Origin of the sequence: Kitasatospora sp. NPDC057904, assembly GCF_042887925.1 — a bacterium.
Taxonomy (GTDB): Bacteria; Actinomycetota; Actinomycetes; order Streptomycetales; family Streptomycetaceae; genus Kitasatospora.
On record NZ_JBHVOL010000004.1, the window covers coordinates 82,438 to 94,244 of the forward strand.

The 11,807-nt window shown below is 73.7% G+C and carries 10 protein-coding genes; 5 read left to right on the forward strand and 5 right to left on the reverse strand.

Going from position 1 to position 11,807, the window contains the following annotated elements; genetic code table 11:
* Positions 1 to 4: 4 nt before the first annotated feature.
* Positions 5 to 790, reverse strand: a complete 786-nt coding sequence (locus ACFVSN_RS12080; RefSeq protein WP_380445922.1) for a GntR family transcriptional regulator — start codon at positions 788 to 790, stop codon at positions 5 to 7.
* 162 nt (positions 791 to 952) lie between these two features.
* On the opposite strand from ACFVSN_RS12080, the gene ACFVSN_RS12085 reads away from it, so the two are divergent.
* Both ACFVSN_RS12085 and ACFVSN_RS12090 read left to right on the forward strand, forming a co-directional pair.
* Positions 953 to 2,137 carry a TIGR03364 family FAD-dependent oxidoreductase gene (locus ACFVSN_RS12085; RefSeq protein ID WP_380445923.1) on the forward strand — a complete coding sequence of 395 codons (1,185 nt, stop codon included), beginning with the start codon at positions 953 to 955 and terminating at the stop codon, positions 2,135 to 2,137.
* 119 nt (positions 2,138 to 2,256) lie between these two features.
* The gene (locus tag ACFVSN_RS12090; protein WP_380445924.1) at positions 2,257 to 2,643 is read left to right on the forward strand and encodes a hypothetical protein; all 387 of its coding nucleotides are present in this window, start codon (positions 2,257 to 2,259) and stop codon (positions 2,641 to 2,643) included.
* A 46-nt stretch (positions 2,644 to 2,689) separates the two neighbouring features.
* Here ACFVSN_RS12090 and ACFVSN_RS12095 read toward each other — a convergent pair whose 3' ends face one another.
* A complete protein-coding gene (locus ACFVSN_RS12095; RefSeq protein ID WP_387954780.1) occupies positions 2,690 to 4,762 on the reverse strand; it encodes an alkaline phosphatase family protein in 2,073 nt (690 codons plus the stop codon).
* 170 nt (positions 4,763 to 4,932) lie between these two features.
* Positions 4,933 to 5,178, reverse strand: coding sequence for a hypothetical protein (locus ACFVSN_RS12100; RefSeq protein WP_380445926.1), 246 nt, complete (start codon positions 5,176 to 5,178; stop codon positions 4,933 to 4,935).
* Positions 5,179 to 5,493: 315 nt separating this feature from the next.
* Here ACFVSN_RS12100 and asnB point away from each other — a divergent pair, with 315 nt between their 5' ends.
* The 3 genes from asnB (at position 5,494) to ACFVSN_RS12115 (ending at position 9,662) form a co-directional block, all read left to right on the forward strand.
* Complete coding sequence (gene asnB, locus ACFVSN_RS12105) at positions 5,494 to 7,365, forward strand: asparagine synthase (glutamine-hydrolyzing) (protein WP_380445927.1); 1,872 nt, start codon at positions 5,494 to 5,496, stop codon at positions 7,363 to 7,365.
* A 15-nt stretch (positions 7,366 to 7,380) separates the two neighbouring features.
* The gene (gene glnT, locus ACFVSN_RS12110; RefSeq protein ID WP_380445928.1) at positions 7,381 to 8,772 is read left to right on the forward strand and encodes a type III glutamate--ammonia ligase; all 1,392 of its coding nucleotides are present in this window, start codon (positions 7,381 to 7,383) and stop codon (positions 8,770 to 8,772) included.
* A gap of 137 nt (positions 8,773 to 8,909) precedes the next feature.
* Positions 8,910 to 9,662, forward strand: coding sequence for a hemerythrin domain-containing protein (locus ACFVSN_RS12115; protein WP_380445929.1), 753 nt, complete (start codon positions 8,910 to 8,912; stop codon positions 9,660 to 9,662).
* Between the two features lie 66 nt (positions 9,663 to 9,728).
* Here ACFVSN_RS12115 and ACFVSN_RS12120 read toward each other — a convergent pair whose 3' ends face one another.
* Together ACFVSN_RS12120 and pdhA are read right to left on the reverse strand one after the other, a co-directional pair.
* Positions 9,729 to 10,703 carry an alpha-ketoacid dehydrogenase subunit beta gene (locus tag ACFVSN_RS12120; RefSeq protein WP_380445930.1) on the reverse strand — a complete coding sequence of 325 codons (975 nt, stop codon included), beginning with the start codon at positions 10,701 to 10,703 and terminating at the stop codon, positions 9,729 to 9,731.
* On the reverse strand, positions 10,694 to 11,806 hold the full coding sequence (gene pdhA, locus ACFVSN_RS12125; protein WP_387954783.1) for a pyruvate dehydrogenase (acetyl-transferring) E1 component subunit alpha: 1,113 nt from the start codon (positions 11,804 to 11,806) through the stop codon (positions 10,694 to 10,696). The genes ACFVSN_RS12120 and pdhA overlap by 10 nt, the downstream gene beginning before the upstream one ends.
* Position 11,807: the final 1 nt, after the last annotated feature.

An 11,807-nucleotide genomic window follows, 5' to 3' on the forward strand; every position in this document is an offset into this window, starting at 1 on the left:
TGAATCAGTCCTCTTCGGTGCGGTAGCGGCCGATGGTGGTGCGGCCTTCGACGGTGTTCTCGATGGTGAAGGTGGCCATGGCGGGGAGGTAGCGGTCGTCGGCGTCCTCCAGCGGCTCGCCCCGGCTCGACGTGGTCAGCCGGCGCACGCGCAGCAGCGGGTCGCCGATGCCGATGTCCAGGTGCTCGGCGTCCTCGGGGGAGGCCGCGACGGCGTCGATGGTGTGCCGGGCGTGGTGCAGGTCGACCTCGCGGCGCAGCAGCTCCTCGTAGATGGAGCCGGTGTCCGGGTCGAAGTCGAACAGGGCGCGGCCGACCTCGTGGACGAAGGTCGAGCGTTCCAGCATGGCCGGGACGCCGTCCAGCAGCCGCAGCCGGACGAGCTCGACGACCGGCGCGCCCTCGGCGATGCCGAGCCGGGCCGCCGAGTCGGGGGAGGCCCGGCGGCGGGCCACCTCGATCGTCGTCTGCCCGGGCTCGCGGCCGATGCCGCGGGCCCACTGGGTGAACGACAGGAAGGTGGCGAAGGGCTGGGAGGGGGCCGCGCGTCGGGCGACCGGCGGCTTGCCCCGGCCGCCGACCAGGCTGCCCTCGCGGCGCAGCAGGGCCAGGGCCTGGCGCACCGGGCCCCGGGAGGTGCCGAACTCGGCGCACAGCTGCGACTCGCTGGGCACCGGGCGGCCCTCGGGCCACTCGCCGGAGTCGATGCGGCGCTGGAACTCGACGCCGAGCCGCTGGTGCAGTGGGACGTCCTCGGGAGCCCGGTCCAGCGGACGGTCACTTGTCTTCACAAGACGACTATGACACTTCCGGGCGTGGCTTCTCAAGGCCGTTCCACCTGGCGGTTTCCCTGGGTGGCCCGGTGTTCCCGGTGATCGTCGAGCAGGTGAACAGAGGGTAACTTGTACAGACATCTCTTGACGTAGGCGCCGGCGAACCCGGAACCTGGGGCCATGAGCAGCACTGCACCCGCCACCGCCCCCGCCGTCACCCGCTCGCCCGCGCCCGGGCGCAGCGACCTCGTGATCGTCGGCGCCGGCATCGTCGGCCTCGCCCACGCCTTCGAGGCGCTCGCCAACGGGCTCTCCGTCACCGTCGTCGAGCGCGACCGGCAGCCCGTCGGCGCTTCGGTCCGCAACTTCGGCCACTGCTGCATCAGCGCCCAGGAGGGCGACCTGCTCGGCCTCGCCCGGCGCTCCCGGGCCGGCTGGCTGCGCGCCGCGCAGGCCGCCGGGTTCTGGGCCGCCGAGGCCGGCGCCCTCGTGGTCGCCCGCTCGGCCACCGAGGCGGCCGTGCTGGAGGAACTGCACGCCGAGCGCGGCGGCCGGGGCGTCGTGCTGCGCACCGCCGCCGAGACGGCGCAGGCGCTCGGGCGGGCGTCCGGCGCGGCCGGGGACCTCGTGGGCGGCGCGTTCCTGCCCGACGACCTGCGGGTCAACCCGCGCGAGGCGACGCCCGCGCTCGCCCGCTGGATCGAGCGGCAGCCCGGCGCCCGCATCCTGTGGGGCACCGCCGTCACCGGCGTCGAGTCCGGCACGGTGCACACCACGCGCGGCCCCGTCCACGGCGAGCGGATCCTGGTGTGCGTCGGCCACGACGTGGACTACCTGTTCCCGGACCTCGCCGAGGAGCACGAGGTCCGGCGCTGCCGGCTGACGATGGCGCGGGCCGTCGCCCCGGAGGGGTTCCGCACCGACTCGGCGGTGCTGACCGCCACCTCGATGCTGCGCTACGACGCGTTCACCGCCCAGCCGTCCGCGGCCCGGCTGCGCGAGGAGGTCGTCGGCCACAGCCCGGAGCTGCTGGGGATCGGCGCCAACGTGATGTTCACGCGGCTGCCCGACGGCTCGGTGCTCGTCGGCGACTCGCACCACTACGACGCCACCACGCCGCCGTTCATCGACGAGCACACCTTCGAGCTGCTGACCGGCGCGGTCGCCGGCGTCCTCGGGGTCGAGCGGCTGCGGGTCCTGGAGCGCTGGCAGGGCGTCTACGCCAGCAGCGACCGCGGCCCGCTGCTGGTGCGCGACCTCGCGTCGGGCGTACGGGTGCTGTCCGTCACCTCGGGCATCGGCATGACGCTCTCCTTCGGCCTCGCCGCCGCGACCTTCGACGGCACGCTCGCCGCCACGGGCTGACGTGGGGCCCGCGCCGCAGGACTTGTCAGGACAGGTCCTGCGGCGCTTTTTTGGTGCTGCCCGGTCATGGTGCCGTCCGATCCCTGGTGCGGCCCGGGGACCGGCGTCACAATGCGGGCATGCGGAGATGGTTCGCGGTCGTGATGGCCGAACTGGCGGGGCTGGCCGCGGTGGTGGCGTGCGGCGGGCCGGGTGCGGCACCGGCGCCGCCCCCGGCCGAACTGCCGACGACGCCGCCCGGCGGCGTCTTTCAGGACTGTGTCCTGAGCATCACGCCCTGGCTCCAGATGGCCGTCGACGGGGGCAAGGACCTGGGCGACTACCAGGAGATGGGGCTGTCCAACGCCCAGGGCAGCGCGCTCCGGGAGCTCCAGCGGCAGGCGGCCGCGCTGCGGGCGCAGGGGCCGCTGCCGTCCGGCTGGGTGGCGACGGAGGTCCGGCGGGCCTGCGAGTCGATCGTCGCGGCCAGGGCCACCGAGACGTCGCGGCCGCCCGGCTGGCCGTGACGCGCGCGGGTGCGGGGCCCGGCGGTGCGGGCCCCGCACGGTGGCGTCAGGAGACCGTGACGTCGTCGACGTAGGTGTACGTCGGGTCGCCGGCGGCGCCGTCGTCCTGGTTGGTGAGCGTCAGGGTGTAGCTGTGGCCGGCCGCGACCGGGGTCGTGGCGTTCTGCCAACCCAGGCCGCTGGTGCAGGTGTTGGCCAGCACGGTGGTGCTCGTGCCGGTGGTGACGTCCTGCAGCGTGGCGTTCGCCCAGTCGTAGTCGACGGTGTCCGGGCAGGTCACGTCGTACCAGAAGGAGAGCGTGGAGCTGCCGGCCGGTGCGGTGAAGGTCTGGGCGGCGGTGGACGCGGCGCTCGGGCTCGTGGAGCCGAGCACCGCGCCGTAGCCGCCGGTGCGGGCGGCGGCCGGGGTGACGGCGGCGGAGCCGGCCGTCGTCCAGCCCGAGAGGTCCCCGGTCTCGAAGCCGCCGTTGGTGAGGGCGGGGGCGGGCGCGGGGCTCCCGGTGCCGGTGAACACCTCGTCGTACGGGGTGGCCCAGGCGTCGTTGTTCGTCATCGCCGGCAGGCCGAGCGCGTCCCGGACCACCCGGGCGGTGCTGTAGTGGTCGTAGCGGTTCGTCGCCCGGTAGCCCGCCTTGACGGTGTTCTGCGAGCCGACGGCGACCGTCATCACCTGGTTCGTCTGGCCGGGGCCGAAGCCGCCGGGCGACGACTTGCCGTCCTCGTCGACGGTGACGATCAGCAGCGAGCGGTCGTTCTTCCAGGCCGGCGAGTCGAAGATGATCGGCAGGTTGTTCTTCAGCCAGGTGTCGCCGGAGGAGATCGAGCAGAACTCGAAGTCGCTGCACGCCCCGGCCGCGAACCAGGTGAAGTTCGGGGTCGTCGACGCGGACTTCAGCGCGTTCGTGTAGTCGCTCCACGCGGGCCAGTGCGCCCGGCAGTAGGCGTTGTCGTTCTTCATCCGCGGGGCGTAGTAGAACGGCACGTCGTCGTTCTCGTAGTTGCCGCTGGAGGTGGTCTGGCAGGCGCTGGTCTGCCCGTAGACGCTCTCCGCCCAGGTCTTGCCGGCCTGGTCGAGCTTGTCGCCGAGGCCGTCGTTGGTGGCCGCGCAGGCCGCGCTGGTGATGCAGTTGCTGTTGTTGCCGCCGGGCGCCTTGGCGCTGCGCCCGTAGCTGTTGCCGAACGCGACCTGCTCGTAGTTCGGGTCCGAGTTGTGGGTGCCCGCGTGGTAGTCGGTGAGCAGCGAGCCCATGGGGATCAGCGTGTTGTTGATGTACGGCGCGTCGGTGGTGTTGCCGACGATGCCCGGGCTGCCGGTGGCGGTGTTGGACGCGGCCGAGTAGTTCGTGTTCTCCATCATGATCAGGAACACGTGGTCGTAGCCGGGCACGGCCGAGGCGGGGACGCTCAGCGTGCCGGGGGTGACGGCGGTGTCGAGGGTCAGCGACAGGTCGTCGGCCATGCCGTCGTTCTGGGTGCCCGTCATCGAGAAGTCGATGGTGACCTTGATCGAACGGGTGCCGGCGGGGAGGGCGCCGGTGGTGCTGCGCCGGACCATGCCGGTGGCGCTGCCGCGGTCGGCGGCCAGCACCGGGCCGATCGCCGAGCTGCCGAGGGAGGCGCCGGCGGCGTTCAGGTAGGTCGCGGTGGCCTTGGCGTTGTCGTCGTACGAGCCGACGCCGCCGAGCCAGCCGCTGAGCGTGGCGGACACCGAACCGCCGTCGACGGCGGTGGCGGCCGGGGACACGTCGACCGTCTGCGTCATCCGGGAGCTGCCGCGGGAGCCGCCCTGGAAGTAGGACGTGCCGCGGGTCGGCGAGCCGGGGGAGCCGGCGGTGGCGCCGGACGGCATGCCGTAACAGTCGATGACCGGGTCGCCGGCGGTGATCCGCCAGCCGGGGAGGGTGGTCTCCTCCCAGCCGCCGGGGCTGCACTGGCCGGTCTCGGCGTTGCCGTTGAGCAGCAGGTTGGCGCTGGTGGTGGCGCTCGTGGTGGCCGTCGTGGTGGCCGCGCTCGCGCTCGGGGTGGCGAGCGCAGCCGGGACGGCGAGGGCGAGGGCGAGGGCCGCTGCCGTGAGGGCGGCGGGGAGGCGGGACGGTCGTGAGCCGGACACAGGAATCATGCGGATGTCTCCGTGTGGGGTTCGAGGTCCCGGCGGCGCGGCCGGGCGTCCATACGATCCCGGTGGCTCGGCACACTTGTCTCTACAAGTTTTCTGACCGGCTCGTGAACAGTTGGCGACCGGATTCCCCATGGCCGGATTCCCCGTGATCGGGGTACCGGCGGCCCCGGTCAGCGCGCGGTGCGCCAGGTGGCTTCGAGACGGGTCGTCCCCTCGTCGGTGGTGACGGGGTGCCACTGGGCGCGCAATCCGGCCCGCCGCGCCGACGCGGACTCCTTGCCCATGGCCTGGAGGACGGTGCTGTCGAGCGGGCTCGCGGCCAGGCGCTCGACCGCCGCGGCGAGCGCGGCGCGCAGCCCGCGCCCCCGTCGGCCGACGGCGGGGACCGCGGAGTGGAACGCAGCGATGACGGACATGCGGATCACCTCCGGAACGACCTGCGGACCTGCAGGTACCCGACAGCCTGCACCGGCGCAGCGGCCCGCGATCCGGGTTTGACGCCTTGCTGGCGCCGCCCTGATGCGTTGCTGACGCGGGGTCGGCGTGAGCGCCCGCGGCCCGTCGGGCCGTACGGCGCCCGGGGCGGCCCTCCGGGGTGTCCGCCCGAAGCCGGACCGCGCCCGGCATGCGTCTTCAGAGCGCCTCGACCGCGCTCGGCCACCATGCCCGTCGTGGTGGCGAGACGGAGACCGGCCGGACGGCCGGGAGGCGTCGCCGGAAGGAGCGAGCGGATGTGCGGGATCGCCGGATGGGTCGACTTCGAGCAGGACGCGGACACGCTGCGCACGGTGGTGCGGGCGATGACGGACAGCCTGGCCTGCCGCGGGCCCGACGGTGACGGGGTGTGGTTCGCGCCGCACGCGGGCTTCGGGCACACCCGCAACGCCGTCATCGACATCCCGGGCGGCGGGCAGCCGATGGCCGCCGAGGAGAACGGCCGGGCCGTCGTCGCCGTGACGTACAACGGCGAGATCTACAACTTCCGCGAGCTGCGCGCGGAACTGGAGGCCAAGGGGCACCGGTTCACGACCCGGTGCGACACCGAGGTGGTGCTCCGCGGCTACCTGGAGTGGGGCCCGGACTGCGGCACGCACTTCAACGGGATGTTCGCGTTCGGCATCTGGGACAGCGGCCGGGAGGAACTCTTCCTGATCCGCGACCAGATGGGCATCAAGCCCCTGCTGTACAAGCGGCTGCCGAACGGCATCGTCTTCGGCTCCGAGGCCAAGGCGCTGCTCGCCCACCCGGCGGTGGACGCCCGGGTGGACGCCGGCGGGCTGGCCGAACTGCTGGCGCAGACGAAGTCCCCCGGCGTGTCGATCTACGCCGGCGTCCAGGAGGTCCTGCCCGGCAGCGTGCTGCGCTTCAGCCGCAAGGGCTCAGCGCAGAGCACGTACTGGGCCCTGGAGGCCCGCCCGCACACCGACGACCTGCCGACCACGGTCACCCGGGTGCGGGAGCAGCTGGAGGAGGTGGTGGCCCGGCAGCTGGTCGCGGACGTGCCGCGCGGCATGCTGCTCTCCGGCGGTCTCGACTCCAGCGTGCTGACCGCGCTCGCCGCCCGCTGGGCCAAGGAGAACGGCGAACCGCCGCTGCAGAGCTTCTCCCTCCTGCTCACCAGCGCGGAGGGCTTCCGGTCCGACGAGATGCGCGGCACCTCGGACGCGCCGTTCGCGCACGCGATGGCCAAGTACGCCGGGACGGTGCACCAGCAGATCACGCTGACCACCAAGGAGCTCGCCGACCCGGACGTGCGGCGGGCGTGCGTCGTGGCACAGGACATGCCGTCGATGTTCGGCGACATGGACGCCTCGGCGTACCTGCTCTCCAAGGCGGTGCGCGAGCGGGCCACGATGGTGCTGTCCGGGGAGACCGCCGACGAGGTGTTCGGTGGATTCCCGTGGGTGCACAACGAGGACGTCGTCTACAGCGACACCTTCCCGTGGATGGGCATCATGCACGTCTACGACGCCGCCCACCCCGGCCTCGGGCTCGGCCTGCTCGACAAGGGCCTGCTGCAGAAGCTGGACCTGCGCGGCTACGTCGCCCAGCGCTACCGCGAGGCGCTCGCCGAAGTGCCGGTGCTGGCCGGCGAGTCGAAGCACGAGCGCCGGATGCGCGAGGTCATCCACCTGCACCTGACCCGCTGGCTCGGGGTGCTGCTGGACCGCAGCGACCGGCTCGGCATGGGGCCGGCCCTGGAGATGCGGGTGCCGTACTGCGACCACGAGTTCGTCCAGTACGTCTTCAACACCCCCTGGGCGATGAAGAACCACGACGGCCGGGAGAAGAGCCTGCTGCGCGCCGCCGCCGGGGACCTGCTGCCGCGCAAGGTCCTGGACCGGCAGAAGAGCCCCTACCCGGTCACCCAGGACGGTGCCTACCTCGGCGAGCTCTGCCGCCAGCTGCGCGAGGTGCTCGCCGATCCGGCCGCGCCGGTGCTGCCGCTGATCGACGTCCCCGCCGCGCTGGCGGTCGCCGAGAATCCGGCGCGGGTGTCCGACCAGCCGGGCGTGTGGGCGTGGATCTGCCGGCTGGACGTGGAGATGGTGCTCAGCCTCAACACGTGGCTCGCCGAGTACCGCGTCACGCTGGACGTCTGACGGAGGGGTGATCTCGTGTCCACTCGTGTAGAAGCTCCGACGCACGCCCAGGCGCGGCCGCCGCGCTCCGCGGAGGAGTTCGTACGGGCCGTCGAACGGGACGGCATCGAGTTCGTGCTCGCCATGTTCGTCAACGTGGACGGCCGGCCGTGCTGCAAGCTGGTGCCGGCCGCGGCGGTGCCCCGGCTGCTCGCCGACGGGGTCGGGTTCGCGGGCCACGCGGTCGGGTCGATCGGGCAGTCGCCGGCCGACCCGGACGTGGTCGCCGTCCCGGACGTCACCAGTTACAGCGTGCTGCCGTGGCGGACCGGGCTCGCGGTCGTCCAGTGCGACCCGCACGTCAACGGCGCGCCCTGGCCCTACGCCCCCCGGGTGATCCTGCGCCGGGCGCTCGCCGAGCTCGCCGGGCGGGGCATGGTGCTCAAGGTCGGCGCCGAACCGGAGTACTTCCTGCTGCGGCGCACGGCCGACGGCGGCATCGCGGTCGCCGACTCGGAGGACACCGGCCCCCGGCCCTGCTACGACGCCCGCGGCCTGGGCCGCTCGCTGGACCACGTGGCGGAGGTGAGCCGCGCCCTGGGCCGCCTCGGCTGGGGCAACTACTCCAACGACCACGAGGACGCCCACGGCCAGTTCGAGCACAACTTCGACTACGCCGACGCCCTGGTCACCGCCGACCGCGTGGTGCTCTTCCGGTACCTGGTGCAGATGCTGGCGCGGGACGCCGGGCTGATCGCCAGCTTCATGCCGAAGCCCTTCGGCCACCTGACCGGCAGCGGCCTGCACCTGCACCTGAGCCTGTGGGGCACCGGCGGCGAGGAGCTGTTCCTGGACGAGGGCGACGCCCGCGGCCTGGGCGTCTCGGCGCTCGGCTACGCGTTCATCGGCGGCGTCCTGGCGCACGCCCCGGGGGTGGTCGGTTTCACCTGCCCGACCGTCAACTCCTACAAGCGGCTCGGGGCCAGGGGTGACACGGCTTCCGGCTCCAGCTGGGCGCCGACCTACGCCACGTACGGCGGCAACAACCGCACCCAGCTGCTGCGGGTACCGGCGCCGGGCCGGGTCGAGGCGCGCTGCGTCGACTCCTCGGCGAACCCCTACCTGGCGACGGCCGCGCTGCTGGCGGCCGGCCTGGACGGCGTCGACCGGTCGGCGGACCCGGGCCCGCCGAACGAGGCCGACCTGGAGGCGGCCGCGGCGCAGCCGTCGAGCGGTGCGCCGCTGCCCGCCACGCTCGCCGAGGCGGCCGAGGCCGTCCGCCGGGACGCGGTGCTGCGCGCGGCCTTCGGCAAGGCGGGGGAGGGGGAATTCGTGGACTTCTACGCGCGGTCGAAGCACGAGGAGTTCGCCGAGTACCACCGGGCGGTCGGCGGCTGGGAGGTCGACCGCTACCTCACCACCCTCTGACACCGCAGTGCCTCTGCACCGAAGTGCACCACCGGGCGCGCCCGGTCGCCGCGGGTTGCCGCGGAGGCCGGGCGCGCTCCGCTAGTGTCGCCCTCGCTCGTCCCCATCTGCGGTACCCGATAAGGGAGTTCACCGGTATGAGTACCGAATTCCAGCTCGACGACCAGGGCCGGATCACCGCCGCCACGTCCTTCCTGCTGGTCCACCACGCCCTGCGGCGGGACGCCGAACGCCTCCCGCGGGCGCTCGCCGCGCTCGACCCGCGGGACACCGCGCAGGCCGCCCTGCTGAACGACCGCTGGCGGCTGTTCGAGTGGGTGCTGGCCGACCACAGCGAGAACGAGGACGCCAGCCTCTTCCCGCTCGCCCTCTCGCGCGCCCCGGAGCTGGCCGAGCCGCTCGACGGCATCGAGCAGGAGCACGAGGAACTGGACGCGCGGCTCAAGGAGATCGGCCGGCTGATGGCCGACCTGACGACGCCCGAGGCCGTCGCCACGGCGCGGGCCGCCACCGAGCGGCTCGCCGGGCTGCTGGGCCGGCACTTGGACCGGGAGGAGAAGCACATCGTGCCGGTGCTGGTGGACCGGATCCGCCCCGAGGAACTGGCCGGCGGCCAGGGCAAGGGCGGTCCTGGCGCCGGTCCTGGCGCCGGTCCGGGCAAGGGCGGCCCCGGTGGTGGCCCGGGCCGGGCCGGCCAGGGCGGCCCCGGGGCGGGTGAACCGCCGCGGTGGCTCGTCTCGACCTGGACCGAGGAGGACGTGGACCCGGTGGTGGTGGACGCGCTGATCGCCGCGCTGCCGCCGGCGTTCGCGGAGCAGATGGCCGGGGCGCTGCCCGGCTGGCGGGAGCAGTACCGCGACCTCAACGCCCGGGTCTGGGCGCAGATCTGACGTGAGCCCACACCGAGGTGCCGCCGGATCGCGGATCCGGCGGCACCTCGGCGCACGCGCGCCCGTTCAGTGCGACAGCGACTGCTCTACGCAGTCCATCACCCGCTCCAGGTCCGGCAGGTAGACGTCCTCCAGGCGGGACGGCGGGTACGGGGTGTCGAAGCCGGTCACCCGCAGCGCGGGCGCCTGGAGGGAGTAGAAGCACGCCTCGGTGATCCGGCAGGCGAGCTCGGCGGCCACGCCCAGCTGGCCGGGCGCCTCGTGGACGGTGACCAGCCGCCCGGTCCGCACGACCGAGTCCCGGACGGTGGGCACGTCCAGCGGCGAGAGCGAGCGCAGGTCGACCACCTCCAGGCTGCGGCCCTCCGCGGCGGCGGCCCCGGCGGCCTCCAGGCAGAGCCGGACCGTCGGCCCGTACCCCACGAGGGTGAGGTCGGTGCCCGGGCGGACCACCTCGGCCGAGTGGAGCGGCAGCGGCGCGCCGGCCGCCGGGTCGACCTCGCCCTTGTCCCAGTAGCGGCGCTTGGGCTCGAAGAAGATCACCGGGTCGTCGCAGGCCACCGCCTGCTGGATCATCCAGTACGCGTCGGCGGGCCGGGCGCAGGTGACCACCCGCAGCCCCGCGGTGTGGGCGAAGTACGCCTCCGGCGACTCGCTGTGGTGCTCCACCGCGCCGATCCCGCCGCCGAACGGGATCCGCACGACGACCGGCATGGCCACCCGGCCGCCGGTGCGGGCGCGGAGCTTGGCGAGCTGGGCCACGATCTGGTCGTACGCGGGGTAGACGAAGCCGTCGAACTGGATCTCGCAGACCGGCCGGTAGCCGCGGAAGGCGAGGCCGATGGCGGTGCCGACGATCCCCGACTCGGCGAGCGGGGTGTCGATCACGCGGTCGCCGCCGAAGTCCTTGTGCAGCCCGTCGGTGATCCGGAAGACGCCGCCGAGGCGGCCGACGTCCTCGCCGAGCAGGACCACCCTGCGGTCGGCCTCCATGGCCTTGCGGAGGCCGGCGTTGAGGGCCTTGGCGAGGGTCAGCTCCATGTGCGGGTCCCTTCCGGTCCGTCCGTGAACTGGTCGAGGAACTCGGTGAGGCGGGCGCGCCCGGCGTCGATGAGCGGGTGCGGTCCGGCGTAGACGTGGTCGAACACGGCCGTCGGCCCGGGGTCGGGCAGGGCGCGGCACTCGGTGCGCAGCCGGACGGCCAGCCGGTCGGCCTCCTCGTCGAGGGCGGTGAAGAACGCGGGGTCGGCGAACCGCTCGTGCTCCAGGTAGGCCCGCAGGCGGGTGATCGGATCCCGTGCGGCCCACTCGGCGACCTCGTCGGGGGAGCGGTAGCGGGTGGCGTCGTCGGAGGTGGTGTGCGGGGCCATCCGGTAGGTGACGGCCTCGATCAGCACCGGTCCCGGGCCGGACCTGGCGTGCTCCAGGGCCGCGTCGGTCACCGCGAGCGTGGCGAGCACGTCGTTGCCGTCCACCCGGACGCCGGGGAAGCCGTAGCCGTGGGCGCGCCGGTACAGCGGGACGCGGGTCTGCCGGGAGAGCGGCTCGGAGATCGCCCAGTGGTTGTTCTGGCAGTAGAAGACCACCGGGGCGTCGAACACGGCCGCGTAGGTGAAGGCCTCGTGGACGTCGCCCTGGCTGGTCGCGCCGTCGCCGAAGCAGACCAGCACCGCGCCGTCGGCGCCGTCGAGCCGCAGGCCCATGCCGTAGCCGACGCCGTGCAGGGCGTGGCCGCCCACCACCACCTGGTAGTTGGCCATGCCGGCCCGGTACGGGTCCCAACTGCCGTGGGCGGTGCCGCGCCAGAACCCGAGGAGGTCGATCGGGGGGATGCCCCGGCACCAGGCGACGCCGTGCTCGCGGTAGCTGGAGAATACGAAGTCCTGCGGGCGCAGCGCCCGTCCGGCGCCGATCTGGGCGGCCTCCTGGCCGAGGAGCGAGGCCCACAGGCCGAGTTCGCCCTGGCGCTGGAGGACGGTGGCCTCGGTGTCGATCCGGCGCACCAGCAGCATGTCGCGGTAGAGCGCCCGGTACTCCTCGGGGGTGAGGTCGAGCTCGTGGTCGGGGTGGGCGACCCGGCGGCCGGCCGGGTCGAGGAGCTGCACCGGATCGGGGTCGTGGGCGGGGAAGCGGCTGGTGAGCACG

Excerpts from the sequence above, each read along its gene's own strand:
- ACFVSN_RS12085 (WP_380445923.1), top strand. The coding sequence starts at position 953 with ATGAGCAGCACTGCACCCGCCACCGCCCCCGCCGTCACCCGCTCGCCC.
- ACFVSN_RS12090 (WP_380445924.1), top strand. The coding sequence starts at position 2,257 with ATGCGGAGATGGTTCGCGGTCGTGATGGCCGAACTGGCGGGGCTGGCC.
- ACFVSN_RS12095 (WP_387954780.1), bottom strand. The coding sequence starts at position 4,762 with ATGATTCCTGTGTCCGGCTCACGACCGTCCCGCCTCCCCGCCGCCCTC.
- ACFVSN_RS12100 (WP_380445926.1), bottom strand. The coding sequence starts at position 5,178 with ATGTCCGTCATCGCTGCGTTCCACTCCGCGGTCCCCGCCGTCGGCCGA.
- asnB (WP_380445927.1), top strand. The coding sequence starts at position 5,494 with ATGTGCGGGATCGCCGGATGGGTCGACTTCGAGCAGGACGCGGACACG.
- ACFVSN_RS12115 (WP_380445929.1), top strand. The coding sequence starts at position 8,910 with ATGAGTACCGAATTCCAGCTCGACGACCAGGGCCGGATCACCGCCGCC.
- ACFVSN_RS12120 (WP_380445930.1), bottom strand. The coding sequence starts at position 10,703 with ATGGAGCTGACCCTCGCCAAGGCCCTCAACGCCGGCCTCCGCAAGGCC.